This is a genomic window from Gillisella terrae (genome assembly GCF_004801395.1).
Taxonomy (GTDB): Bacteria; Pseudomonadota; Alphaproteobacteria; order Rhizobiales; family Rhizobiaceae; genus Allorhizobium; species Allorhizobium terrae.
This window is the reverse complement of the sequence record NZ_SSOA01000008.1, coordinates 170,046-195,691: the sequence shown is the minus strand read 5'-3', so window position 1 is coordinate 195,691 and position 25,646 is coordinate 170,046. Positions and strand designations below refer to the sequence as shown.

Genomic DNA, 25,646 nt, shown 5'->3' with positions numbered 1-25,646 from the left:
CGACGGCTCGCACTCAACATTGCCACCATGCATCCAGAAAGAGTTCCCATGCGACGAAAACTCAAAAAGGCCGCATGGAACGAGAAATACCTACTCGAGCTCATTCACCATATGCGATAGGCCTGCCACAAGGAGGGAGATCGACAAAAAGCAACCCTATTGCTCAACAGCATACGTCCTACTGCATAATTGCTTAAATCCTAATCGATTTAAGGTAAAAATTATGCAGCATATTTAAAGCGCTACAGCGTCCTTTGTGCGTTTTATAAAACGCACAAAGGACGCTGTATGTGTCGGAAATCACAGGTTCATTGTTAAAAACCAGCGGGAGCGCCTATCCGATCTCCCTCCTTGTGGGGGAGATGGCTGGCAAGCCAGAGGGGGGGGGGGTAAACGGCGCATAAAGGCGTTTGTGTCGTGTACTATGCAAGGCGAGGATGCGTCAGCATCTTCGAGTCTTGGTATAAGAGTGATTTTCAATTTCTCTGGGTATGAGCCCTGAAACGACAAAAACCGCCAGATTGCTCCAGCGGCTTTTGTCTTGGCAGATGCAGTCTTTATTAGCTTGCCCGGCGCATCTGCTGGGCCATGCCATGCAATTGGCCGCTCTGGCCTGAGACTTTGAAGCCCTGAATAAGCTCCAGCAGATCGCCAGTGTCATTGGCCAGCACTTCGGCAGAGGCTGTGGTTTCTTCCGCCATCGCCGCATTCTGCTGGGTTGCGGTGTCGAGCTGGTTCAGTGCCGATGAGATGGAGCGGATGGTGGTATCCTGCTCGGCAGCGCTTGCGGCAATGCGGGCAACCACCTCGTTTGCTTCGGTGATCTGGTTGGAGATTCGCTTCAACGCTTCCCCGGTTTTACCAACAAGCTGCACACCTTCATTGACCTGTGCTGATGAGCGGGCAATCTGGTCCTTGATCTCTTTGGCGGCTGCCGCAGAGCGCTGGGCCAGTTCGCGCACTTCCTGCGCCACCACCGCAAAGCCCTTGCCGCTTTCGCCAGCCCGTGCCGCTTCAACGCCCGCATTGAGGGCAAGCAGGTTGGTCTGGAAGGCAATCTCATCAATCACGCCAATGATCTTGGTGATCTCTTCCGAGGATTTCTCAATGCCGCTCATGGCCTCAATGGCGTGCTCCACAATGCCATCGCTCTGCTGGGCTTCCTTGCTGACGGATTGCACCCGATTTGCCGCTTCCTTCGCTCCATCGGCGGTCTGACGGATGGCAACGGTCAATTCATCCAAAGCCGCTGATGTTTCTTCAAGGTTTGCTGCCTGGCGCTCGGTGCGTTGAGCCAGATCGCCAGAGGCGCGGCGGATTTCTTCCTTGCTGACGGCGATGTCATTGCCTTTCAGGCTGACACGGCCCATGGCCTGCTCCAGACCGGAGATTGCGTTGTTGAAGTTTTGGCGCAAGCTTTCATATTCGGCGCCAAGATCAGCGCAGCGCACAGTGAGATCGCCGGTTGTCAGTTTCTCCAGCGATGCGCCAATGGTGGCAACAACATGCGCCTGTTTTCTGGCCTCTTGGGCCTGAATGTCCGCATTGTTTTGGCGCTCCAAATCCAGCGCCTGCTGCTGCTGTTGCTCACGCGCAGCCATTGCCTGACGCTCACGCACCTTTTCCTGAAGCTCCTTCGTGGCTTTCGCCATCATCCCAACTTCATTGCTCATATCAGCATGAGGAATTTCAAAGCTGGTATTGCCATTGGCAACCTCATCAAGAGCGCCGCGCAGCCGACCGAGAGAGCCTGTGATGCCGCGAATAAGCCAGAAAGCAATCGCCAGCGAAAAGATCAAAACAACAGCGGCTGCGACAAGCACCTTGTTGGTGCCTGATTGAACATACTCTTGCAAATCATCCAGATAGGCACCTGTGCCCACCATCACACCCCAAGGCTCAAATGCCAATCCATAACCGACTTTCGGAAACACCATCTCAGGAGGTTGCGTTGGGCGCGTCCAATAATACTTGGTCCAGCCGCCGCCCTTGCGGCCGACGTCGATCAGATCAGCAATCAGCCGGGTGCCAAATTTGTCGGCGGTGTTGATATAATTTTTGCCAACCCCAACCTGATCAGGATAAGCAAGGCGTGTTCCGCTGTAATCATAAGCGAAGACATAGCCATCAGGGTTATAACGCATCGCCGAAATGGCGTCGAAAGCCAAAGCCTTCGCCTGCTTTGTATCCAGCTCGCCTTTGACCTCTTTTGCGTGGTAAAACTTCAAAACAGACAAGGCGCTTTCCGCCATAATCCGCTGCATATCATATTTTTGATCATAAATATTCTTGCTGGATGTGCTGATTTGATAAAATAAAACAACGGAAAATCCGAAAACGAGAATTCCGACAACCGAAAACAGTTGCCAACCAATACGAATTTTTTTCATGGGTGTCCCTCACTGCACTGGGACAACGCGTAGTTTCATACCGTTAAAAAAATACTAGAAAATCGTCATAAAGGCGAAATCGGAATGCTCTGCCGATCCAGGCTCCTGTTTTATATTTGATTTTTTTCAAAAGCCTCCGTTTCTTTTTTCGATTTGCCATTTTAATAAACGCACTCTAAGGTTGAATAAATATTTGAGAAACACCCGCAAAAATGATATTAGAAATATATATATTCACAACTTCTATTTTATGGCCGGATTTTAGGTTGTGCCAAAGCCAGATTATTACTTGAAATTCTTATTCAAGTTTAATATCGAAGACTGTGTTAATGGCTCGATCACGCGCATGCCGGTGACGACGCCTGAAATCAATTTTCGTCTGGAAGGATGTCTCATGGCGTCGCGCTGCTCATCTCGGCTCATTCATGCAGGTCTTGCCCTTTTGATTGCGACAGGCTCCCTGTTGTTGCCGCTCACTGTTGCTGCCCAGCAGATGCCACCCGCATCACAATCCGCATCACAAGTGGCAGAGACATCATCCCCGGCAGAGACCGCAACAAAGGCAATAGAGACCGAAGCGGCCCCTCAAGCGCGCGCCGATATTCCCCATAATCTGTCGCCGATTGGCATGTTCATGGCCGCAGACTGGATCGTCAAAGGCGTGATGATCTCGCTTGGACTTGCATCCGTTGCCACATGGACCATCCTGATTGCCAAGGCACTGCAACTCAGCAGGGCAAAGGCGCAAGCGCGACGCGGCCTTGCTGTTCTTCAGCAGGCACGGTCGCTGCATCAGGCCGCAATTGGCCTTGAGAAACACCGCGGCACGGTCTCCCTGATGTTGACCACCGCCGTTCAGGAGCTGAAACTTTCTGAACCCGCCCTCGATCATGCGGGAAATGACGGCGTGAAAGAGCGTTTGACATCTGCCCTTTCCCGCATTGAAGCGCGTGCCGGACGCCGCATGGCCGCCGGTACGGGCATCTTGGCCACCATTGGTTCCATTGGTCCTTTTGTTGGTCTGTTTGGCACCGTTTGGGGCATTATGAACGCGTTTATCGGCATTTCCGAATCGCAAACCACCAATCTGGCCGTTGTTGCTCCCGGTATTGCCGAAGCCCTTCTGGCAACGGCCATCGGGCTTGTTGCTGCCATTCCAGCGGTGGTGATTTACAATGTTTTTGCCCGCGCCGTGACCGGCTATCGCCAACAATTGGTGGATGCAGGTGCCGCCGTTGAGCGCCTGCTCAGCCGCGATCTGGACTTTCGCAAAATGCCCGCCGAGGTGCGCGCTGCTCGTCTCAAGGTGGTGACGGAGTAGGATCATGGCAGGCGGCATTCGCGAACAATCCGGTGATGATCTCGTTGAGAGCCACGAAATCAACGTCACCCCTTTTATCGACGTCATGCTGGTGCTGATGATCATTTTTATGGTTGCGGCTCCTTTGGCCACGGTCGATGTCAATGTTGATCTTCCAGCCTCGAGCGCGGCACCTGCCAAGCGGCCGGATGAGCCGATCTATCTGACATTAAAACAGGATTTGAGCCTGTCTCTGGGCAATGATGTGATCAGCCGGGAGGCTTTGCCCGCCGCACTGGAGCGCGTGGCAAAGGGAGACAAGGATGCACGGATTTTCCTGCGTGCCGATAAATCTGTGGGCTACGGCGACTTCATGACTGTGATGAACCTGCTGCGCGATGCCGGTTATTTGAAAATTGCGCTGGTGGGGCTGGAAACATTGCCGCAAGCAACGTTTAGCGAGCCCTCCGCCCCGACTGAGGCCACGGGCACTCCATGAAAACCAGCGTTGATGCGAAAAGCAGCCATTTTGCTGCAACAGATCTTCTGCTGTGGACAGTGGCGGGCATTGTGGCCTTTGCAGCCCATGCCGGTGCTGTGGTGCTGTTGATGCAGGAGCCGGTAGACGTGGCAGGCTCCAACGAGCCGCCCGCCGCCATCATGATTGAAATGGCGGCTGAGCCGGAAGCCACCAAAGTCGATGAAAACCAGATTACGCCAGATCAGCACGATGCGCAGGAGGTCAAGTCGGAAAGCTTGACACCGCCGCCGGTGGAGCCACCACCGGAACCCGTGGTGCAGCCCCAACCCGAGCCCGAACCCACGCCACCCGTGCCGGAAAAAATCGAGGAACCGCCGCCACCCGTGATACCGCCGGTGGAGCAAAAGCCTGAACCTGCGCCGGAGCCGCCACCTGTGGAACAACAGGTGACGGAAGAGCTGGACAATGTTGCAGTTCCACTGCCTCTTGTTCGGCCACCTGAGCCGAAGGTTGAGCAAAAGCGGGCCGAAAAACCAAAACCGGTCATCAAGCAAAGAGCATCCACCCCGCCGCCGCCCAAAGCGCAAGCCGCTGCGCGGGAGGCAAAGGCGGAAGTGAAGCAATCGGAGCGCACGGCTGCGAAAACCACCAGTTCGGGTCTGTTTTCTTCATCCGCTACACCTGCGAAATGGCAGGCGCAGTTAAGCGCCTATCTGCAACGGCGTAAACGCTATCCGCGTGAATCCCAGCGCAACAAGGAAGAAGGCACCGTCTATGCCCGTTTCCAGATTGATGACAGAGGCAATGTCTTGTCGGTTTCGATTACCCGTTCCTCCGGTTTTGCCGGCCTGGATCAAGCCATTCTCGACATGATCCGTGAAGCATCCCCTGTTCCGGCACCGCCACCGGAAGCCGGAAAAACCATTACCGTGCCTTTCAAGTTCAACCTGCGATAAGCGCGGCCTCCACAAGGAGGCCGTCAGACTGCTGACAAACCTCTCGCACGACGTTTCGTCATCCTCGGGCCTGTCCCGAGGATCTGCCGAGACCAACCAAACAATTGATTTTTATTGTAAAATAAACGTGATTAGATGCTCGGCACAAGGCCGAGCATGACGTCGAGGATAAAACCAAGGATTGTCCACAGCCTGACTGTCTCCATAAGGAGGTCGTGTTTGTTAAAACCTACCGCTTTGGTCCAAAGCCGTATCCCTTTTACGCCGCCGTGATCAGCGGTTTTTCGGCCTTGCGGCGGTAGGTCTCAGCCTGTGCCATCATCAATGGGCCAACGCCCTTGATGTCATCATCATTGAGCGCTTCCGAGAGATAATAAGCGGGTGTGCCATCACGATAAACATCACCAAAGCCACCAAGACCGGCAACGCAGCAGATGTCATGCAGCACGATCCGGCCCGCCTTATTGGCATGCAGGGCATTGCTCTTCAGACTGCGTAAAGCATCAAGGCCAGCCTCGGCATAGGCCTGCCCCAGCCCCAATCGGGCCGCTTTGAGAAAGGCATAGGCAAACATCGCCGTTGCCGAGCTTTCCGCATAATTGCCAGCGAGATCCGGTTGATCAATCACCTGCAACCAGCGCCCGTCTTTGGTGCGAAGAGCGCATAAGCGGTCGAAAAGAGCCGTCATCCGTTGTTGTAAAACAACCTTGTTGGCACTGTCTGGCAAGAGGTCAAACAGATCCACCATCGCCATGGCAAGCCAGCCAAGCGCACGCGCCCAATGGGCGGGCGACAGGCCGGTTTTTGCATCCGCCCAGCTTTGGAGACGCTGCTCATCGTAACCGTGGCGGTAAAGGCCGCTGGTTTGATCTGCGGTCAAATCCAGCGAAATCAGCAATTCCTCCAGGGCATCCCACATCATCATGGGCTGATTGGTCAGCGCACCATACTCGGCCTTGAACGCCAGCCCCATATAGAGACCATCCAGCCAGACCTGATGGGGATAGCGCAATTTATGCCAATACGGCCCGGCGGCAATGCGCGGATGGCTTTGCAACTGCCGCGCCAGACGATCTGCCGCCTTGCGATAACGCTGATCGCCTGTGCGTTGAAACAGGGTGATCAGCGCCCGCCCCGGCAGGATATTGTCAATGTTATATTCCGTCAGAACATAGCCACTCAGCTGCCCCTCAGCATCGACCTGCGCATCGACCAGGCGTTTCAAATGGTCATACCAGCGCACCTCACCCGTGGCGTCAAACAAGGCAATCAAACCACGATAGAGGCAGCCATCTTCGTAGCACCAGCTGCCGCCCTTATAGGGTGCGTAATCACGGGCGTAAGCATCAAAATAGTCCAGAAAAGGGTCACTCATACGGCAAGACTTTCAGGCAGAGATCGATTGGAGGGGCCAAACACGAGGCCGCACTGGCTGTCGAATTGCGCATATTCGGCAATAATGCCGCCGTGGCGCACCGGCTCAACCTGACAGGCCATCACCGGCACATCAGCAACAGCTTTGGGATCATAGGTGATGCGGATGTTTTCAAGCGTGATGCCCATGATCGGCGCTTCCGGCAGGCCAAAAAAGGCGGCAGCCGCCACAGCCACATTATGGGCCGCCAGATTGCGCACCGTGATATTGGCAATATGCGGTGTCGTCTCGGTGACCGGCTGCGGTGTTCGGGTTTGCACCGCATCCGATTTGCCATCCGCATCGCAGAAGTAAAAGGCATTGATGGCCAGCGGCGTCAGCACCGCATCCATCACACAATCTTCCATCACGATGTTTTCCACCACACCGCCGCGACCCCGCCGGGTCTTTATTCGCAAACCGCGATCGGTCTCGCTCAGGCTACAGCGCCGCACAGTCACATTGCGCACCGAGCCACTCATTTCGCTGCCGATCACAACCCCGCCATGGCCGCGTTCCATCCGGCAATTTTCAATCAGAATATTTTCACAAACCTGATCCAATCCCCCTTTGGGATCACGCTTGCCCGCCTTGATGGCAATGCAATCATCGCCGACCGAGAAGAACACGCCCTTGAGGCTGACATCCGTGCAGCATTCCGGATCAAAGCCATCGGTGTTGGGCGAAAGCGGATCGTTGCGCACAAAAATGCCAAAGGCGCGGACAGCCTGAGATAAGACCGGATGAATCGTCCACGACGGTGAATTGCAAACGGTAATGCCCGATAGGGTCACCCGCTCACAATGGGAGATAAACACGGTGCGCGGCCGCCTTGCGCCATCGCGGGTTTCCTTTGGCCATGTCCACCAATCGCCCCGATCGCCGCCGCCATCAATGGTGCCCTCGCCGGTAATGGCAAGATCGGTGCAATCCACTGCGGTGATCAGGCTGGCAAAACAGGCCTCGGCCACCCCTTCCCATGTGCCAAGCACCCGGCCCTTCTCATCACGGGGCGGCAAAATGGGATAGCGGCTGCGATCGGCAATCCCCATCAATCGTGCATTTTTCTCCAGCAGCAAGGTCATGCGGCTTTTTAAGAACAGCGGGCCGCAGTGCCAGTCGCCAGCAGGCACGTGCAATGTGCCATGGTCTGGCAAAGCGTTGATGGCAGCCTGAATAACTGCCGTATTATCCTCTGCTTCAAAGCGCGCGCCATATTCGGCAATATCAATCAGCGCAGATTCAACCGGCGTTGCAAAGGCATATTCTGCATCACCAACGCGCAAGAGATAATGGCGATCCGGCTGGAGATTACTGAGCATGAAGACCACATTGGCGGTCTCACCCTTTTGCACCGGAGCACGATCACCGTCAAACAGCGACCAGCTTGCCGTTGCTTTCAGCGCATAGAGGTTGTCCGATGCTGAAAAAGCAAAACACGCGGTTCGCGCAGTCACCGTCAAACACTGTAACTCAGCCATGACCCATCCTTTCTGGAACGGATGCCAGACCGATGATCTGGCATCCATTTTAAGCCTTAAAGACCTGAAAGCGCGTCATCGACGCTGTCGATAATCTCCTGCGCGGCATCATCGGCAGAGATATTGCCGTAAGAATAAGCCTCGAAAACCGAATCAAAGGCTTCGGTAACGCGCGGATGCTCATAGAGTGGCGAGATCTTCGGCCCCGTCGCATCCATCACCAGCTTATGGGCCAGAATCTGCTCAGGCTTGATTTTGCCGTCCTTTTCCAACACGGCAAGCGCTGCCTTGCTGGATGGAATGCCGCGTGTCGCACCCAAAATCTTCACAGCCTCCGGATCATTCAGCAGGCAATTGATAATTTGTGCTGCCGCCTTTGGCTCTTTGCTATGCTTGGAAATGGCAAACAACATCGAGGGCTTGCGATAGACCCCTTGTGTCTTGGCATCCGCCACCGTCAACAGCGGAACCGGCACCAGTTCCTGCCCCTTTTGCAGGGGTGTCGCAATTTTGCTGTAAACGCTATCCCATTGATAGGTTCCGGCAATCTTGCCATCGGCCCAATTGGGGTTTTCGTGCAGCAAAATATTGCCGGTGCCTGCCACCTGCTTCCACGACATGATGGTGCCCTTGTCCACCATGGTCTTGTAGAATTTCAGGCCTTCCGCTAGTTCAGCCGGTGTCCAGGCCACTTTGTTGGTCTCGGGATCAATGAAGGATTTGCCGGTTTTTTGCGTCACGCGCAGGGTCAACTGCATGCGGGCATCCAGTGCCGCGCCTTCAAACGGATAGGCATCCGCGCCGATCTTTTCCTTGATAATCGGTGTATCTGCCAACAACTCGTCCCAGGTTGTTGGCACCTTCAGGCCAGCCTTTTCAAACGTGGTCTTGTTGAAGAAGAAAACCCGGCCTGTCGTTGAGACAGGAATGCCATTCAGCTTGCCTTTGACAGTGCCGCCGTCAAGATCGGCCTGGCTCCACTGGCTGAGATCAATAATATCCTTGAACTGGTTGAGGTCGGCAAAGCCATCGCCATTCTTGCTGAAAATTGGCAACCAGGGCCAATTGATCTGCATGATATCGGCCTCAGTGCCACCAGCAATCTGGGTGGTGATCTTTTCCTGATGGCCGGTCCAGCCGGTGAATTCGGGGTTGATGGTGTGACCAAATTTTTCACCGCAAACCTTCAGGGCTTCCTGCGTGGCTTTATGGCGATCATCGCTGCCCCACCAAGACATGCGCAAGGTGGCGGCGTGGGCGGTGCCTAAGCTGGTGGCGGCCATGGCAAGGCCCAAAAATGCTGCTGTGATCTTTTTCATGTTGCTCCTCCCAGAACCCATTGCAATTACTGTATATTTGCCAGCGAGATATTCTCGCCCGATGCGCGATCAAAAATATGGGCTGCCCCCGGCTGTGGCATAAGCCGAACCATGTCACCGCTGATCTTGCCGCGCTCATAGCGGCTGGCTTCTGTCACGGCGATCAGGGCGCGCCCCTCGACATTGACGTGCAGATAGACCTCATGGCCCATGAATTCGACATGCGACACCCGGCCGTTCAAACCGTTGTCAGTTGTCGGATCGACCATGGTAAAATGTTGCGGACGCACGCCCAGCGTCACTTGCCCACCGGATTTGGGTGAAAGCCTGCTCATCATCTCTGCCGGCAGCTGCAAGCTCTGCTCACCGATTGTCACCCGATCACCGCGCAACTCGCAATCCATCAGGTTCATTTCCGGGCTGCCGATAAAGCCCGCCACAAAGGCATTGGCCGGGCGGTTATACAGTGTCACCGGATCGGCCACCTGCATGATCACGCCCTCTTTCATCACGCAGATGCGGTCGCCCATGGTCATGGCTTCGGTCTGATCGTGGGTGACGTAAACCACGGTAGATTGCAGGCCATTGGCCTTGAGCTGCTTGTGCAGATCGGTGATGCGCACCCGCATGGAAGCGCGCAATTTCGCATCCAGATTGGAGAGCGGCTCATCAAACAAAAACACCTGCGGCTTTTTGATCAACGCGCGGCCCACCGCCACACGCTGGGCTTGCCCGCCGGAAAGCTGCTTGGGCAGGCGCTCGAGATACTCACCAATCTCCAAAAGACCGGCCACCTCCTGTGTGGAGGCCTCAATCTCTTCACTGGGACGGCGCTTGAGCCGCAGGCCAAAGGACAGGTTTTTACGCACTTTCATATGCGGATAGAGGGCATAATTTTGAAACACCATGGCAATGCCGCGCTCGCCGGGAGCCTTGTCATTGACGAGGCTGTCACCAATGCGGATTTCACCGCCGCTCACCTGCTCCAGCCCGGCAATCATGCGCAGCGTGGTGGATTTGGCGCAGCCCGACGGCCCCACCAGCACCATGAATTCACCATCGGCCACATCCAGATTGATGCCGTGCACGGCCTTGAAGCCACCATAGGTCTTTTCGAGATTTTTCAGTTGCAAACGTGCCATTGTTTTATCCTTTGACCCCGCCCGACGAGATGCCTTCGATGAAATATTTCTGCGACAGGAAGAACACGATCAGGGCTGGCATGATGGTGACGACGGACATCGCCAGAATGCGGTTCCATTCAAACGCTTCCGTGGTGTCGATGGAGAGTTTCAGCGCAAGCGACACCGGGAATTTATCCACGGATGAGATGTAGATCAGCGGGCCGAGAAAGTCGTTCATGCTCCACATGAACTGAAACAGGCAGACCGAAATCAGTGCCGGGGCCAGCATCGGCACCACAATGAAGATCAGCACCTGCCAGCTATTGGCCCCATCCACCCGCGCTGCCTCTTCCATATCGCGCGGAATGGCACGCAAAAACTGCACCAGCATGAAGACAAAGAAAGCATCACCGGCCAAAGCGGATGGCACCCAAAGCGGCAGAAAACTATCCAGCCAGCCCATATCGCGAAACAGCAGATATTGCGGAATGCGGGTGACAACATTGGGCAAAAGCAGCGTGGCAATCAGCGAGCCAAACAGGATTTTCTTGCCCGGAAAGTCAAACCTTGCAAAGCCATAGGCCACCGCCGTGCAGGAAATGGCCGTGCCAATCACCTTGGGCACAATGATATAGGCAGTGTTGAGAAAGAAATGGCCGAAGGTGTAAGCCGTCGAGGTTTGCCAGCCTTTGATATAACCATCCAGCGTTGGCGAATTGGGCCACGGGCCGGGATTGGCAAACATTTCCGCATTGGTTTTAAACGATGCACCCACCAGCCAGATCAGTGGATAGAGCATCAACAGGCCAACGGCAGTCAGAATGCCATAGCGGATCACCGCACCAATGACTTGGCGGCGCGCCTGTTTGCGGCGGATGACATCAGCATCGTCAGCACTGACAATCGAAGAGTGAAGAACGTGGTCAGTCATGCAATCAGCTCCTCTTATCGCCAGCGTAATAGACCCAATGGCGCGACGACCAGAAGGCAATGACGGTGAGCACCATGATGATGGCAAACAGAACCCAGGCGATGGCCGAGGCATAGCCCATGTCAAAGCGCTTGAAGGCCTCGTCATAAATATACAGCGGCAGCAGATAGGTGGATTTCAAAGGTCCGCCCTGGGTGATGATGTAGGGTCCGTTAAACTCTTGAAATGCCTGCACCATCTGCATGATCAGGTTGAAGAAAATCACCGGCGTGATCAAAGGCAGAGTGATATGGACAAAGGCGCGCCAGCGGTTGGCCCCATCAATAGCAGCGGCCTCATAGAGCGATTTATCAACACTTTGCAAAGCTGCCAGAAAGATCACCATGGCCGAGCCAAACTGCCACAAGCGCAGAAGCGTGATGGTAAACAGCGCATTGGTGGGATCGCCAAACCAGTTGACCGCTTCAAACCCAAGCGAGGTCAGCGCCATATTGACGATGCCGGTATCGGCAAAAATATAGCGCCACATCACCGCAATGGCGATGGAGCCACCAAGAATGGAAGGCACATAAAAGGCAGTGCGGAAGAAATTGATGAATTTCAGCCGATAATTGAGAATAACCGCGATAAACAGCGCGAAGATCAACTTCAGCGGCACCGTCAGCAGCACGTAAAACAAGGTGACGGACAGCGATTTGCGAAAGGTGCGGTCTGCCGTGAACAGTTTGATGTAATTGGCAAGACCCGTGAACACCGGCTTGCTCATCAAATTATAATCGGTGAAGCTGAGATAAAACGACACCACAAACGGCAACGCGGTAAACACCAACAAGCCGACAATATAGGGCGACAGATAAACCAGCCCCATGAAACGGTTTTCGCCACTCATGCAGCGCCCCTCCCGCCAATGAAAGCAGAAAATATGTTTTCGAATTTGTGCATTTATTCAATCGGGAAAACATCAGCTGCACGATTTTTACGGGTAGCCTTGTCTATTGTCCCGCTCCTCCCAGTGGCCAGACTCCACATATTTCTTTCAACCCATCAGGCCCGATATCAACATAACATATTGATTCAATGTATTTTCCCGCCAGAGCTCCAACGTGGCAGGGTCGATACGCCTTTATAGATCTTCCTCGTGTGATCGTAGTATACTAGCATACTGGTTTGCGAGAATAGAGAATATGGGACAAAAAGATGGATAAAACTGAACAGACAGTTTTAGCAGGCATTCCCGTCAATGCGGTGAGCCTGACCCTGACGCGCTCGGCCATCAAGATGCAGCATACGCCGCGCTGGAGCGTGGATAAGGTCAATACGGTGCATGATTTGCTCATCTGTCTGACGGGGCGCGCGCGCTATGTCATTGATGGCGAAGACATTGTGATGGAGCCTGGCTGCGCCATGCTGATTGAGGCCAATATGCCGTTTCGCGGGCAATCCATCTCGCAAGATCCCTATACCGGCCTCGCGCAACATTTCACTTTGGAAGTGTTTGGCCAGATGGATTTGATTTCGCACATGAAACTCCGCCGCAGTGTAGCCCTGCCTCACTGGACGATGCTGGAGCCGCTGGTGCGTTATTATCGCGAGAGTGTGCCTTTATCCTCCACCACGCTCAATCAGCACCATATGTTCATGGTGTTGCTGATTGAGTTTTTGGAAGCGGCGTTTCAAGGCTGGCGACCGCAGCAGGAAGCGGCCCTCGACAATTCGGACCAGCTCTCGCTGGCCGTTATGGTGGCCGCCAGCCGCATTGCCGCCGATCCGCTGGATGATCATATCGTAGAGCAAGTGCTGGAGAGCATTCCCTACAATCATGATTATTTCCGCCGCATCTTTCGGCGGCAGGTGGGATTTACGCCTTTGAAATATCAGGAGTTCAAGCGCATGGAGCGCGCCATGGGCCTGTTGGCAGGCGGGCTATCGGTGAAAAGAGCCGCCGAACTCAGCGGGTTTGGCGACCCCTATTATTTCTCGCGCATGTTCAAACATTATATTGGCGTAAGCCCCGCAGGCTATAAGGCGGCTGAACGCCGCCATCGGGATGGGCAATTTCCGCGCGGCGAAGAAGATGGAAAGGTGATTTACCCGCTCCAGCGCCGCCCAAGCTGATCACCTCAGTCCGTTTATTTTCGCAGAATTACCCAGATGGCGTGAATAATACCGGGCACATATCCGCACAGCGTCAGCAAGATATTGAGCCAGAAGTGTAAGCCCAGCCCGACTTGCAAAAACACACCTACCGGCGGCAAAAGAATAGCGAAGAGAATACGAACGACGTCCATGCAGCCTCCATAAAAAAGCAATTAAAGTGACAACGCACGAACGTCGAAAGAGTTCATTTTCGACTATTATTACACACTATTATTACACAATGCCCCCCGCATAATCCGGCGTTGGGCGATCCATCACCTGCCGACCCATCAGGCTGGCGGTCAGATCGGCCATCAACATCGCCGTGCGGCCGCGTTCATCCAGAAACGGGTTCAGCTCCACCAGATCGAGGCTAGACACCAAGCCGCTATCATGCAGCATTTCCATGACCAGATGCGCTTCACGGAAGGTGGCACCACCCGGCACCGTGGTGCCAACGGCTGGCGCAATCGACGGGTCGAGAAAATCCACATCAAAGCTGACGTGCAAAAGGCCATTGGCGGCTTTGACCTTTTCCAAGAAGGGACGCAGCAATACGCCCACGCCATGCTCATCAATCATGCGCATGTCATGCACCGTTATGCCGGTTTCGCGCAAGGCCGCTCTTTCTGCCGGATCAACGCTGCGGATGCCAATCATGGCGACATTAGCTGGGTCCACGGCATGGGTCAGCTTTGGGTAATAGCCCTGAAAGCCTGAACGGCCGGTAAAATAAGCCACCGGCGTGCCATGCAGATTGCCGCTTTGGGTGGTGTCCAGCGTATGAAAATCCGTGTGCGCATCTAGCCACAACACAAACAGCGGACGACCAAGCTCTTTTGCGCGCCGTGCCAGTCCCGGCACGGTGCCCGCCGACAAAGCATGATCACCACCCAGAAAAATCGGCATGGCTGCTTCGCTCTCACGATAGGCGGCCTGCTCCAGCACTTCAATCCAGCCAACCGTTTCGGGCAGATGGTGAATGGCGGGATTGGGATGCAGCAGGGGTTTAAGCGGCGTTGGGGCAACGTTGCCAATATCGCCAACCTCATGGCCAAGCTCGGTCAACATCGATGCCAGCCCGGCAATGCGCAAAGCGCTAGGCCCCATTTCACAGCCAAGACGGCCAGCGCCAATCTGCACAGGCGCACCAATCAACGTACATTTCATCGCAAACTCCCTTTGATGGTGCAATTACAGCACACGGACCTGTGCGTTTGAACCATGCATTTTGTGCAGTATGATGGACAGATGTGACATTTTGCTAATCTGGTGATCAAAAATGTCAGGTAGCCGCGCAAAACATAGAGCGATCACGATTTTGGATGCCAGCAAGCAAACCATTGAAAATACCTGAGCATGTTGCATTGTGAGGACAATGCTATCGAAACAAAACACAACAAGGGGCACCATGACAGACCGATTAAAGGGCAAAATTACCGTCATCTCCGGCGGCGCGACAGGCATGGGCGGAGCGGCCTCAAAACTGTTTGCAGCGGAAGGCGCAAAAGTTGCGATTATTGATCGTAATGAGGCTGAGGCTGCCAAAACCGTGGCAGACATCCGCGCCCTTGGTGGCACGGCCGAATTCTGGACCGCTGATGTCTCGCAGGAAGATGCCGTCAATGCCGCAGTCAAGGGCGTGGAAGAAACCTTCGGCCCGGTCACCGTGCTGTTCAATCACGCTGGCACCATTGTCATCAAGCCCTTTTTGGAAACCACGCTGGAGGAATGGGACTGGCTGCACGCCGTCAATGTGCGCTCGATGTTTTTGATGACCAAAGCCGTTTTGCCCGGCATGATTTCGGCGGGCGGCGGCTCGATTGTCTGCACCTCCTCCATTTCGGCGGTGGCGGCAACCCCGATGGAAGTGCTCTACGACACCACCAAAGGGGCTGTGCATATGTTTGCCCGCGCCATTGGTGTCGAGTTTAGAGATCGCAACATCCGCTGCAATGCGGTGTGCCCCGGCTTCATTCGCACCCCCCATGGCTTGCGCGAGGTGGAAGAGTTGCAAGCACTTGGCGTTGATGTGTCTGATGATGCCATCAAAGCCGCCCAGGGCCGCATTGGCGAGCCAGAAGATGTAGCCCGAGCCGCCCTCTATCTGGCCAGCGATGAGTCTAAATTCGTCAACGGCGCGCATCTTTTTGTCGACAATGGCTTCACGGCCATCTGAAAAAGAAAAAAGACCGCGTGGAGACATCCACGCGGTCAGTTTTACGATTGCCCCTCCCAGAAGCGCCTCGCCAGCAGCAAATGCAAGTCCGCGTTTGCATGTGTTGCTTTATATTTTAGTTAACACTTAATTAAATGAGGGTCAAGGATAAATCACGCCCTTGCGCAAGATAACATTGGCATAAAGGCGCGGCTCGCCCGTCTGCACCACCGTATGGGCGGCCTTGACGCGCGGATAAAAATCCGGCCCCAGCAATGGCACCACCGGCTGTTTTGGCTCATGGGCTTTGCAGCAATCGATGATTTCCTGATGAACGGGATCGAGCAGATCACGATCTTTGCCAACTGTCGAGCGGAAGATGGCTTCCGGCACAAAATCATCAATCGGCAACACCGACAAAATCGCATCCAGCACAGGAATGAGGCCCAGGCCGTCCAGACGCACCAGACGTCGCGCATGCTCAAGGCCGGGATAATTGCCATCAACAATGGCAATTTCATCGCCGTGACCCATGGCCCGCAAGGTGGCCAAAAGGTCGGGATTAAGAATGGGGTTGAGACCCTTTAGCATTACACAAGCTCCTTGAACAAAACATTCTGATCCAAAAGATAGCGGGAAAACAGCGGCAGGCTGGCACCGCCAACCGACCGGGCCTGATGCCCGACAATCCCTTCCACAATCTCGGGCATCAACACACCCTGCAGATCCAGTTCACGCACGGCATCGCGCGTGGCCGCAACCAGACGCTGGCGAACCCAATCGGGAAAACCGCCATCAATCACCGCTGCCGAAAAGTCAATAACCGACGCGGACGCAACAATGGCCTGCGCAAGGGCCGCCGCCGAATCCCTGATCCAGATTTCCAGCGGCTCGCCGTAATCAATCCAGTCGTTCGGTGAATACCACAGTGCTTTCGGGTCATGGCCGTGCTCACGCAGCAAATTCTCAAGCACAAAAATCGAAGCGATTTTCAACAATTGCACCGTCTTGCCATCACGCCTTTGCACCGGCAATGGACCCACGGCACCCGCCGTTCCAGACCGGCCAGAAAACAGTGAGGCATTGAGCACAATGCCGCCGCCAATAAACGACCCGACAAAAAAGTAAATAAAATCAGGATATTGCGGACCAACACCAAACACCAGCTCTGCGGCACAGGCCGAGGTGGCATCATTTTGTAAAAACACCGGATAAGCGATGCGGGCCGCAGCATCAGCGTGAAGATCGGCCTTGCGCCAGGCATCCATGTCTTTCGCTGGCGCGCCGGTTTCTTCGGCCCAATTCCACAACTCAAACGGAGCGGCAATACCCACACCAGCAATGCGGGCACGCTCAGTATAATCCAGACGCGCTTCGATCTCGGCAATGCCCTCAACCATAAAATCGAGCAGGACATCCGGCATGGGATAAGAATAGGTCCGGCGCACTTCGTGGCGGATTTTGCCAACAAAATCCATCAACACCAGATTGGCACTGCGACGGCCAATCTTGACGCCAAACGAATAGGCGCCATCGGGATTGAGCCGCATGGGCACCGATGGCTGACCCACGCGCCCGCGCACCGGCTCACCACGGATCAGCAGGCCCTCACGCTCCAGCACCCGCATGATCACAGTGACGGTCTGCGCAGAAAGACCACTGCGCCGTGCAATTTCAGCCTTGGACAAACTGCCGTGACGGCGCACCAGCGACATCACCAGCCGCTCGTTATAGGCGCGCACACCAACCTGATTGGCACCGCCGCTTGTCTCGAGGATCGCGGCGGGCACAGCCTCGCTCGCATACATCCTCTCTGCCATTTCCTTATCCTCCCACCCTCTTCTCAGGGGTTTTTGTCACCGCAATTCCAGACAGTGCCAGCTTGGCACGTGCTCCTCCGCCAAACTTGCGACTTTCCTTAGCATGGCACAGGAAATTAATAATTCAATTCGATTTATTTATTGACAGGCATTTCTTTTAGTGGTTTTTTCAATCTGGAAGCATGGACGACCTTCAAAAGACGTGTTGAGCCATGTGAACCGAACAGCCCTGAGGAGGGCGGTTCATTGTTTATCCTTGGGAGGGATCCTTTATGAAGACCAATTTGATCGGTGCCACGCTTGGTGCCTTGGCTCTCGGCGTCGTTTTTTCATCCGGCGCACATGCCGCAGGCGTTTCTGCCTGCCTGATCACCAAGACCGATACAAACCCATTTTTCGTCAAGATGAAGGAAGGCGCTGAAGCCAAGGCCAAGGAACTTGGCGTCACGCTGAAGTCCTACGCTGGCAAGATCGACGGCGACAGCGAAAGCCAGGTTGCAGCGATTGAAACCTGCATTGCCGACGGCGCAAAGGGTATCCTGATCACCGCATCCGACACCAAGGGCATCGTGCCTGCCGTTAAGGAAGCCCGCGACGCTGGCCTTCTGGTGATTGCACTCGACACCCCGCTTGACCCCATTGATGCGGCCGACGCAACCTTTGCAACCGACAACCTGCTGGCTGGCAAGTTGATTGGTCAATGGGCTGCCGCAACGCTGGGCGACAAGGCCAAGGATGCCAAGGTTGCCTTCCTCGACCTGACCCCTGCCCAGCCATCGGTTGACGTTATGCGCGACCAGGGCTTCATGATGGGCTTCGGCATCGACCCGAAGGATCCAACCAAGATTGGCGATGAAACCGATCCACGCATCGTGGGCCACGACATCACCAACGGCAATGAAGAAGGTGGCCGTACAGCCATGGAAAACCTTCTCCAGAAGAACCCGAACATCAACGTTGTTCACACCATCAACGAGCCTGCCGCTGCTGGCGCTTATGAAGCGCTGAAGTCTGTTGGCAAGGAAAAGGGCGTGTTGATCGTGTCGGTTGACGGTGGCTGCCCCGGCGTGAAAAACGTGCAGGAAGGCGTGATCGGCGCAACCTCGCAGCAGTACCCGCTGATGATGGCGGCTCTCGGCATCGAGGCCATCAAGAAGTTTGCTGACACTGGCGAAAAGCCAAAGCCAACCGAAGGCAAGAACTTCTTTGACACCGGCGTGTCGCTGGTCACCGACAAGCCAGCCAAGGGCGTTCCATCCATCAGCGTTGCTGAAGGCCTGAAGAAGTGCTGGGGCTAATACCCAATCGCTCAATCTGAACATCGAAGGGCGGCTCAGGCCGCCTTTCTCACAATAGGCCGACCCAACCTGTGGTCGTAACAACAATAAAAGAGACGATCTTAAAAGCCGAAGGCCGCCGCAGGCAAATTGTTGCAGCAGGCAGGCCCGGCCCTCATCCTCAATAGAGGCCGACGGGAGGAAAACCGATGAGCGAGCCGAAAGCCGCCACAAAACCCCATCTTGAATATGAAAATGTGCTGTCCGGCAGTTCAAAGCAGGTCGCGCAATTCGATACAAACGAAAAGACACCTTTGCAGAAATTTCAATATTTCCTGCATTCGAGTCCGGCCGCCGTGCCCTTGATCGTTCTGATCCTGTCGCTTGCTGTGTTTGCATCGATTCTGGGGGCCAAGTTTTTCTCGCCCTTCGCATTGACCCTGATCTTGCAACAGGTGGCCATTACCGGCGTTATCGGTGCTGCTCAGACTCTGGTGATTCTCACCGCCGGCATCGACCTGTCTGTCGGTGCGATCATGGTGCTGTCATCTGTCATCATGGGTCAGGTTGCCGTGCATTATGGCGTTCCTGCGCCGCTGGCTGTTCTTTGTGGTTTTGTCGTTGGTGCTGTCTGCGGCTTTATCAACGGTTTCCTTATTGCCCGCGTGAAGCTGCCTCCGTTCATCGTCACACTCGGCATGTGGCAGATCGTTCTGGCCACCAACTTCCTCTATTCGGCCAATGAAACCATCCGCTCGCAGGATCTTGGCGATAGCGCTGCACTGTTGCAGATTTTTGGCCAGAGCGTCAAAATTGGCGGTGCCGTGTTTACCTATGGCGTCATTGCCCTGGCGGTGCTGGTTGCCGTGCTGTGGTATGTGCTGAATAACACCGCCTGGGGCCGCCATCTTTATGCAGTTGGTGATGATCCTGATGCGGCAGAACTGTCTGGCGTTAACGTCAAGCGCATGCTGATTTCGGTCTACACTCTGGCAGGTATCATCTGTGCGCTCGGCGGCTGGGTGATGATCGGCCGTATTGGCTCCATTTCGCCAACGGCGGGCCAGTTTGCCAATATTGAATCCATCACCGCTGTGGTGATTGGCGGCATGTCGCTGTTTGGCGGTCGCGGCTCCATCCTCGGCATGTTGTTTGGTGCGCTGATTGTTGGCGTGTTCCAGCTTGGCTTGCGCATGGCAGGCACCGACCCACAATGGACCTATATGCTGATTGGTGTGCTGATCATCGCCGCCGTCGCAATTGACCAATGGATCAGAAAGGTAGCAGGCTAATGGCACAAGAACCCATCCTCACCGCTCGCGGTCTCGTCAAACGCTACGGCCGTGTGACCGCCCTCGACAAAGCCGATTTCGATCTCTATCCGGGCGAAATTCTGGCTGTGATTGGCGACAATGGCGCTGGCAAATCCTCATTGATCAAGGCCATTTCCGGTGCTGTAACACCGGATGAAGGTGAGATCAGGCTGGAAGGCAAGCCTGTTCATTTCCGCTCTCCTATCGATGCGCGCAAGGCCGGTATCGAGACGGTTTATCAAAACCTTGCTCTGTCGCCAGCGCTCTCCATTTCCGATAACATGTTTCTGGGCCGCGAAATTCGCAAGCCCGGCATCATGGGCAGCCTGTTTCGCTCACTCGACAAGGCGGCGATGGACAAGTTCTCTCGCGAAAAGCTGTCGGAGCTTGGCCTGATGACCATTCAAAACATCAATCAGGCGGTGGAAACCCTCTCGGGGGGCCAGCGACAGGGCGTGGCTGTAGCGCGTGCTGCTGCTTTCGGCTCCAAGGTGGTTATTCTCGATGAACCAACGGCGGCGCTCGGCGTCAAGGAAAGCCGCCGCGTTCTGGAGCTTATTCAGGACGTGCGCTCGCGCGGTCTGCCGATTGTGCTGATCTCGCACAACATGCCGCATGTGTTTGAGGTTGCTGACCGCATCCACATTCACCGCCTTGGCAAGCGTCTGTGCGTGATCAATCCGAAGGATTACAGCATGTCGGACGCGGTTGCCTTCATGACAGGTGCCAAGGAAGCACCTGCGGAAGCGATTGCCGCATGACAACATCCATTTCCTCCCTTCTTGAGGAAATCGCACGGCTGGCGCAAGGTGCCAGCCGCTTCATGATTGGCATTGCCGGTCCTCCGGGTGCTGGCAAATCCACTCTGTCGGATGCCTTGCGCGATGCGCTGATTGCCCGTGGTGAAACGGCGGAAATCCTTCCCATGGATGGATTTCACATGGACAATGGCATTCTGGAAGAGCGCGGCCTTTTGCCCCGCAAGGGCGCACCCGAAACCTTTGATGTTCGTGGCTTTCTCGACATTGTCACCGCCGTAAAACGCGGCAATGAAGAGGTACTGGTGCCGGTGTTTGACCGCTCCCGCGAGCTGGCCATTGCATCAGCGCGGGCGATTTCGCCCGCCACCCGCTTTATTCTGGTTGAGGGGAATTACCTTTTGCTGGATCAGGCTCCCTGGAACCGGCTTGCCCCATGCTTTGACCTCACCCTGTTTGTCGGCCCGCCATTGAACGTGCTGGAACAGCGCCTTCGGGAACGTTGGGTGCATTATGGGCTGGATGACGCTGCAATTGAATGGAAGCTCAACGGCAATGACCTGCCCAATGGCCGCTTGGTGATTGAAAAATCACGGTCAGCCGACATCAGCGTCGACGTGATTGATCTGAAATAAAGCGAATTCTTCTCTCGACAAAATCCAAAGCCGTGCTTACAAAATAAGCACGGCTTTTTTTTGCACAATTTTGTTGACAGCAGCCCTGAACCTCGCTCTATTTGTATAGTCAAAAAGGCCAAAACAATTGGCAACACACGGGGAATGGCGCGGCCTGACAGCGCATGACGGGCGCGGGTAAAACGGGAGAAATCGTGATGCAAAAAAGACTGTTTTTGAAGGCGGCGCTGGGTGCTGCCCTGTTGTTTGGTGCAAGCGTGTCAGCCCATGCCGAAGACGCGCTGAGCAAGATCAAAGCCGCTGGCACCTTGAAGGTCGGCACCGAGACCGCTTTTGCCCCCTTCGATTTCATTGATGCTGGTGATCACGTTGGCCTCAACGTCGATCTTTTTGCTGAAATCGGCAAGGAACTCGGTGTGAAAATCGAGTGGGTGGCCCTGCCATGGGATGGTGTTCTGCCTGCGCTGGAAGCTGGCAAGTTTGACATGGTTGCTGGCCCTGCCACCATCACAAAAGCCCGCATGGAGCGCTATCGCTTCACGGCTCCCATCGCTGAGGCAACCGTTGCCATCCTGAAAAAAGCCAGCGACAAGACCATCACCAAGCCCGAGGATCTGGCGGGCAAAGCCGTGGGCGTTGGCAAGGCCACATCACAGATGGCCCAGCTTCAGGAATTTTCGGCAACCCTGCCCAAGAAAATTGATGTCCGCGAATACGTGTCTTTCAACGATGCCTATGCCGATATGGCGGCTGGCCGGGTGGTGGCTGTTGCCAATTCGCTGCCAAACATTGCTTTCGTGGCAAAACAGCGCAACGGTGCCTTTGAAGTGGTGCTGCCGCCCTTTGGCAAAAAGAGCTATTTCGGCTTTATCGGCACCAAGGACGCAGACCACGCCAGCCTGATGGATGCCGTCGATGCCGCTCTGATCAAGATGAAGGGCGACGGCCGCATGGCGAAATTGCAGGAAAAGTGGTTTGGCACCAAATTTGATACGCCTGATAGCGTGAAAGATCCTGCGTTTTGAGGTCAACTACCCTGAGGCTTTGCCTTTGGAACAACAGATGATTTCTGAGTATGCCGTTTACCCCCCTCTGCCTTGCCAGGCATCTCCCCTCAAGGGGGGAGATTAGATAGACGAACACAATCAGCTTAATCCGACACAAATGCCATGAGACGACATTGGTTGAGGAAATCGTCGCTTGCCCCAAGTCAATCTCCCCCCTTGAGGGGGAGATGTCCGGCAGGACCGAGGGGGTATCCCACACACTATGATGTATTGTGGTCCGCAACCGCAAAGACCGGAGAGCCATGTCGTTCAAACTCTTCTTCCTGCTCGTCAAGGCTGCCGGGTGGACGCTGGGCATCAGCGTGATTTCGATTGCACTTGGCTTTTTACTGGCAGTCCTCCTCTCCGGTGCAATGCTTTCTGGCAAAGCGCTCTATCAGGCTCCGACCAAACTGTTCATAAGCTTCTTTCGCGGTGTGCCACTGCTTGTGCAATTGCTGCTGATTTACAATCTTCTGCCGTTTATCGGCATCAACGTGCCAAGCGTGGTGGCCGCCATTATCGGCCTATCACTCTGCACGGCTGCCTATCAGGCCGAAAACCTGCGTGGTGGCTTTGAGAGCGTACCGAAGGGTTTGGTTGAGGCTGCTGATATAGCTGGCTTCTCCGCACGTCAGACATTTTTGCGCATAAAACTTCCCATTGCCCTTCGGCTGACCTTCCCCGCCTTGGTCAATGAAGCGATCATGATCCTCAAATCCTCCTCGCTGGTGTCGGTGGTCGGCATTGTTGAGTTGACCCGTATGGCGCAGGATCTTGCCGCCTCCACCTATCTGCCGCTGGAGCTGTTTTCTTCGGCAGCGCTGATTTATCTGATCATCTGCTGGAGCGTGGCGCTGTTGAGCCGGGCGGCTGAACGCGCCCTTCCTGGAGGTGTCAAATGATATTTGATCCCAAAGTTATTCTCGATCACCTTCCAGAAATTGCCAGTGGGGCGCTCACCACTCTGTGGATCTGGATTGTCGGCATGATAGCCGGTGTCTTCGTTGGATTTCTGGTGGCAACCGGGCGTCGCTACGGTGGCAGATTTCTGGATATTCCGCTGGGGTTCATTGTGGAAGTGCTGCGCGGCACACCGTTTCTGATCCAGATTTTCCTCGTTTATTATGGCGGCCCCTATGTTGGCCTGTCGCTGGACCCGATCCCTTGCGGATTGATTGGCCTGACGATCTATTCCGCCGCCTACTATTCCGAAATTTTCCGCGCGGGCTATGGCTCGGTTCCCCACGGCCATGTGGAAGCCGCGGAATGTCTGGGCTTGAGCCGCTTTCAGATCATTCGTCGGATTCTACTGCCGGAAATGGCGCTGATTGTGCTGCCGCCTTGCGTTAATTTGGCAATCATTCTTTTAAAAGAATCGGCAGTGTTGTCGATCATCACCGTGCCCGAACTCACCGCCACCGTCAGCGCGATTGGCTCGGCCCAATATGCCTTTCTGGAGGCCATATTCATTCTGGCGGTGATTTACTGGGTCATTGTCGAGGCCACAGCCTGGGCGGCCCGCCAGGCTGAATCCCGTTTGAGCAGATTGAGGTTTTCCGCGCCATGACGCTTCCCGCCATTTCCGTCTCCAAGCTCGTCAAGCGCTTTGGCTCCAACACTGTGTTGAGTGACATCAATCTCGTCATCCCAGAGGGCAAGGTCTCCTGCCTGATTGGCCCTTCCGGTTCTGGCAAAAGCACGCTGCTGCGCTGCATGGCTTTTCTGGAAGAGGCCAGCGAAGGCATGATCACGGTCAACGGCGAAGCACTGGGCTATTTCGAGCGGCCTGATGGCCAGCGCGAACGCCTGCCAGCTTCGCAAATCCGTGCTGTGCGCTCCAAAATCGGCATGGTGTTTCAACAATTCAATCTCTGGCCACATATGACGGCGCTGGGCAATGTCTCTGAAGCACTGAAAACAGTGCATAAAGTGCCAAAACGCGAGGCCGAAGACCGCGCCATGGTGCAGCTGAAAAAGGTGGGGCTGGAAAACCGGGCAGGCCATTATCCATCGCAACTTTCTGGCGGCCAGCAGCAGCGCGTGGCCATTGCCCGCGCTCTGGCCTTGCAACCGAAAATCATGCTGTTTGATGAGCCGACCTCGGCGCTCGACCCGGAATTGACTGGCGAAGTGCTCAACGTTATGCGTGATCTTGCGGCTGAGGGCATGACCATGGTGGTGGTCAGCCACGAGATTGGCTTTGCCGCAACCGTGGGCCAACAGATCAGCTTTCTGGATCAGGGCAAGCTATTGTTCACCGGCGCACCATCGGATGTTTTTGCCAAACCCCGCCACCCAAGGTTGGAACAATTTCTTGACACCTATCTGGATCGCGGCGCATCGATGCTGGCATGATGACAGACACGATAGACACAAGCAGCAAATCGCTGCATCAACGCATTCTGGATGATATTGAAAGCAATATCCTCTCAGGCCGCTGGCCGCCGGGCTATAAAATCCCTTCCGAACAGGTGCTGACCGAGCAATATGCATGCTCACGCATGACCGTGAACAAGGTGCTGACCCAGCTTGCCCGCGCAGGTCTGGTGCTGCGCAAGCGCAAAACCGGCAGCATTGTCATGCCGCAAAATTCGCAAAGCGCCATTCTGGAAATTTACGACATCCGCGATGAAGTCAGCGCTTTGGACAAACGCTATCATCACGGCATTCTTGCGCGAACCATCCGCGCCCCCACCAAGGCGGAAGCAGATAACCTGTCGCTTGGGCCGCGCCGCAAGCTGCTGGCTTTGACCTGCCTGCACTATGCCGATGACAAGCCCTTTTGTCTGGAAGAGCGCATTATCAATCTCGGCGTGGTGCCGCAGGCGGCTGAGGCGGATTTTGCTGATCTTGCCCCCGGCCCGTGGCTGCTGGACCATATCCCCTGGAGCGCTGCCGAGCACCGCATTGCCGCCGAAGCGGCCAATGATGCCGCCGCGCAAACATTGAACATCGCTGCCAACACCCCGGTTCTGGTGGTGGAGCGCCAGACGTGGCGGCTGGAGGAAACCGTCACACAGGTGCGCCTCACCTACCCCGGTGCAAGCCATGCCGTCACCGCCCGGTTTACCCCATCGCAACGCCTTCTCAATCCCGCCTGATCA

25 protein-coding genes are annotated in these 25,646 nt (G+C 55.1%); 14 read left to right on the top strand and 11 right to left on the bottom strand.

Annotated elements, in window-relative coordinates; translation table 11 throughout:
• Window positions 1-560 precede the first annotated feature (560 nt).
• The gene (locus tag E6C51_RS15180; protein ID WP_190236574.1) at window positions 561-2,390 is read right to left on the bottom strand and encodes a methyl-accepting chemotaxis protein; all 1,830 of its coding nucleotides are present in this window, start codon (window positions 2,388-2,390) and stop codon (window positions 561-563) included.
• Between the two features lie 394 nt (window positions 2,391-2,784).
• Between E6C51_RS15180 and exbB the strand changes: the two genes are divergently transcribed.
• Genes exbB through E6C51_RS15165 form a run of 3 tightly spaced genes read left to right on the top strand, consistent with a single transcriptional unit; the run spans window position 2,785 to window position 5,127 of the window.
• The gene (exbB, locus tag E6C51_RS15175) at window positions 2,785-3,711 is read left to right on the top strand and encodes a tonB-system energizer ExbB (protein ID WP_146936789.1); all 927 of its coding nucleotides are present in this window, start codon (window positions 2,785-2,787) and stop codon (window positions 3,709-3,711) included.
• Window positions 3,712-3,715: 4 nt separating this feature from the next.
• Window positions 3,716-4,189 (top strand): TonB system transport protein ExbD, encoded by a 474-nt coding sequence (gene exbD, locus E6C51_RS15170; RefSeq protein WP_146936787.1) that lies wholly within the window; start codon window positions 3,716-3,718, stop codon window positions 4,187-4,189.
• A complete protein-coding gene (locus E6C51_RS15165) occupies window positions 4,186-5,127 on the top strand; it encodes an energy transducer TonB family protein (RefSeq protein WP_190236573.1) in 942 nt (313 codons plus the stop codon). The genes exbD and E6C51_RS15165 overlap by 4 nt, the downstream gene beginning before the upstream one ends.
• Before the next feature lie 259 nt (window positions 5,128-5,386).
• Here E6C51_RS15165 and E6C51_RS15160 read toward each other — a convergent pair whose 3' ends face one another.
• From E6C51_RS15160 to E6C51_RS15135, 6 genes are read right to left on the bottom strand one after another with little or no spacing between them, the layout of a single operon-like run.
• Complete coding sequence (locus tag E6C51_RS15160; RefSeq protein ID WP_190236572.1) at window positions 5,387-6,502, bottom strand: glycoside hydrolase family 88/105 protein; 1,116 nt, start codon at window positions 6,500-6,502, stop codon at window positions 5,387-5,389.
• Window positions 6,499-8,022 carry a polygalacturonase PglA gene (pglA, locus tag E6C51_RS15155; RefSeq protein ID WP_190236571.1) on the bottom strand — a complete coding sequence of 508 codons (1,524 nt, stop codon included), beginning with the start codon at window positions 8,020-8,022 and terminating at the stop codon, window positions 6,499-6,501. Before pglA ends, E6C51_RS15160 begins: the two co-directional genes overlap by 4 nt.
• A 56-nt stretch (window positions 8,023-8,078) precedes the next feature.
• Window positions 8,079-9,341, bottom strand: a complete 1,263-nt coding sequence (locus tag E6C51_RS15150; protein WP_146936780.1) for an ABC transporter substrate-binding protein — start codon at window positions 9,339-9,341, stop codon at window positions 8,079-8,081.
• 26 nt (window positions 9,342-9,367) lie between these two features.
• Entirely contained in the window at window positions 9,368-10,483 is a 1,116-nt protein-coding gene (locus E6C51_RS15145) for an ABC transporter ATP-binding protein (protein WP_190236570.1), read from the bottom strand.
• A gap of 4 nt (window positions 10,484-10,487) precedes the next feature.
• Window positions 10,488-11,396, bottom strand: a complete 909-nt coding sequence (locus tag E6C51_RS15140; RefSeq protein ID WP_190236569.1) for a carbohydrate ABC transporter permease — start codon at window positions 11,394-11,396, stop codon at window positions 10,488-10,490.
• 4 nt (window positions 11,397-11,400) lie between these two features.
• Complete coding sequence (locus tag E6C51_RS15135) at window positions 11,401-12,285, bottom strand: carbohydrate ABC transporter permease (protein WP_190236568.1); 885 nt, start codon at window positions 12,283-12,285, stop codon at window positions 11,401-11,403.
• A gap of 308 nt (window positions 12,286-12,593) precedes the next feature.
• Here E6C51_RS15135 and E6C51_RS15130 point away from each other — a divergent pair, with 308 nt between their 5' ends.
• Window positions 12,594-13,511: a helix-turn-helix domain-containing protein gene (locus tag E6C51_RS15130; RefSeq protein WP_190236567.1), complete on the top strand. Its 918-nt coding sequence runs from the start codon at window positions 12,594-12,596 to the stop codon at window positions 13,509-13,511.
• Between the two features lie 14 nt (window positions 13,512-13,525).
• Here the strand turns inward: E6C51_RS15130 and E6C51_RS15125 are convergent, their stop codons facing one another.
• Both E6C51_RS15125 and rocF read right to left on the bottom strand, forming a co-directional pair.
• Entirely contained in the window at window positions 13,526-13,684 is a 159-nt protein-coding gene (locus tag E6C51_RS15125) for a YqaE/Pmp3 family membrane protein (protein ID WP_190236566.1), read from the bottom strand.
• 82 nt (window positions 13,685-13,766) lie between these two features.
• Complete coding sequence (rocF, locus tag E6C51_RS15120; RefSeq protein ID WP_190236565.1) at window positions 13,767-14,702, bottom strand: arginase; 936 nt, start codon at window positions 14,700-14,702, stop codon at window positions 13,767-13,769.
• Window positions 14,703-14,943: 241 nt separating this feature from the next.
• Between rocF and E6C51_RS15115 the strand changes: the two genes are divergently transcribed.
• Window positions 14,944-15,711 (top strand): SDR family NAD(P)-dependent oxidoreductase, encoded by a 768-nt coding sequence (locus E6C51_RS15115; RefSeq protein ID WP_190236564.1) that lies wholly within the window; start codon window positions 14,944-14,946, stop codon window positions 15,709-15,711.
• A 141-nt stretch (window positions 15,712-15,852) separates the two neighbouring features.
• On the opposite strand, the gene E6C51_RS15110 is transcribed toward E6C51_RS15115, so the two are convergent.
• Both E6C51_RS15110 and E6C51_RS15105 read right to left on the bottom strand, forming a co-directional pair.
• Window positions 15,853-16,281 (bottom strand): RbsD/FucU family protein, encoded by a 429-nt coding sequence (locus tag E6C51_RS15110; RefSeq protein WP_190236563.1) that lies wholly within the window; start codon window positions 16,279-16,281, stop codon window positions 15,853-15,855.
• The gene (locus E6C51_RS15105) at window positions 16,281-17,510 is read right to left on the bottom strand and encodes an ROK family transcriptional regulator (protein WP_146936762.1); all 1,230 of its coding nucleotides are present in this window, start codon (window positions 17,508-17,510) and stop codon (window positions 16,281-16,283) included. Before E6C51_RS15105 ends, E6C51_RS15110 begins: the two co-directional genes overlap by 1 nt.
• 272 nt (window positions 17,511-17,782) lie before the next feature.
• Here E6C51_RS15105 and E6C51_RS15100 point away from each other — a divergent pair, with 272 nt between their 5' ends.
• The 9 genes from E6C51_RS15100 to hutC all read left to right on the top strand — a co-directional run bounded on the left by E6C51_RS15100 (window position 17,783) and on the right by hutC (window position 25,643).
• Entirely contained in the window at window positions 17,783-18,808 is a 1,026-nt protein-coding gene (locus E6C51_RS15100) for a sugar ABC transporter substrate-binding protein (RefSeq protein WP_146936761.1), read from the top strand.
• A gap of 188 nt (window positions 18,809-18,996) precedes the next feature.
• Entirely contained in the window at window positions 18,997-20,079 is a 1,083-nt protein-coding gene (locus E6C51_RS15095) for an ABC transporter permease (RefSeq protein WP_146936759.1), read from the top strand.
• Window positions 20,079-20,861, top strand: coding sequence for an ATP-binding cassette domain-containing protein (locus E6C51_RS15090; RefSeq protein ID WP_146936756.1), 783 nt, complete (start codon window positions 20,079-20,081; stop codon window positions 20,859-20,861). The genes E6C51_RS15095 and E6C51_RS15090 overlap by 1 nt, the downstream gene beginning before the upstream one ends.
• Window positions 20,858-21,493, top strand: a complete 636-nt coding sequence (locus E6C51_RS15085; RefSeq protein ID WP_190236562.1) for a nucleoside triphosphate hydrolase — start codon at window positions 20,858-20,860, stop codon at window positions 21,491-21,493. Before E6C51_RS15090 ends, E6C51_RS15085 begins: the two co-directional genes overlap by 4 nt.
• A 197-nt stretch (window positions 21,494-21,690) precedes the next feature.
• A complete protein-coding gene (locus tag E6C51_RS15080) occupies window positions 21,691-22,518 on the top strand; it encodes a transporter substrate-binding domain-containing protein (protein WP_146936752.1) in 828 nt (275 codons plus the stop codon).
• Window positions 22,519-22,802: 284 nt separating this feature from the next.
• Window positions 22,803-23,444, top strand: a complete 642-nt coding sequence (locus E6C51_RS15075) for an amino acid ABC transporter permease (protein WP_190236561.1) — start codon at window positions 22,803-22,805, stop codon at window positions 23,442-23,444.
• Window positions 23,441-24,109 (top strand): amino acid ABC transporter permease, encoded by a 669-nt coding sequence (locus tag E6C51_RS15070; RefSeq protein WP_190236560.1) that lies wholly within the window; start codon window positions 23,441-23,443, stop codon window positions 24,107-24,109. Before E6C51_RS15075 ends, E6C51_RS15070 begins: the two co-directional genes overlap by 4 nt.
• Window positions 24,106-24,897 (top strand): amino acid ABC transporter ATP-binding protein, encoded by a 792-nt coding sequence (locus tag E6C51_RS15065; RefSeq protein ID WP_190236559.1) that lies wholly within the window; start codon window positions 24,106-24,108, stop codon window positions 24,895-24,897. Before E6C51_RS15070 ends, E6C51_RS15065 begins: the two co-directional genes overlap by 4 nt.
• A complete protein-coding gene (hutC, locus tag E6C51_RS15060; protein ID WP_190236558.1) occupies window positions 24,894-25,643 on the top strand; it encodes a histidine utilization repressor in 750 nt (249 codons plus the stop codon). The genes E6C51_RS15065 and hutC overlap by 4 nt, the downstream gene beginning before the upstream one ends.
• Window positions 25,644-25,646 lie beyond the last annotated feature (3 nt).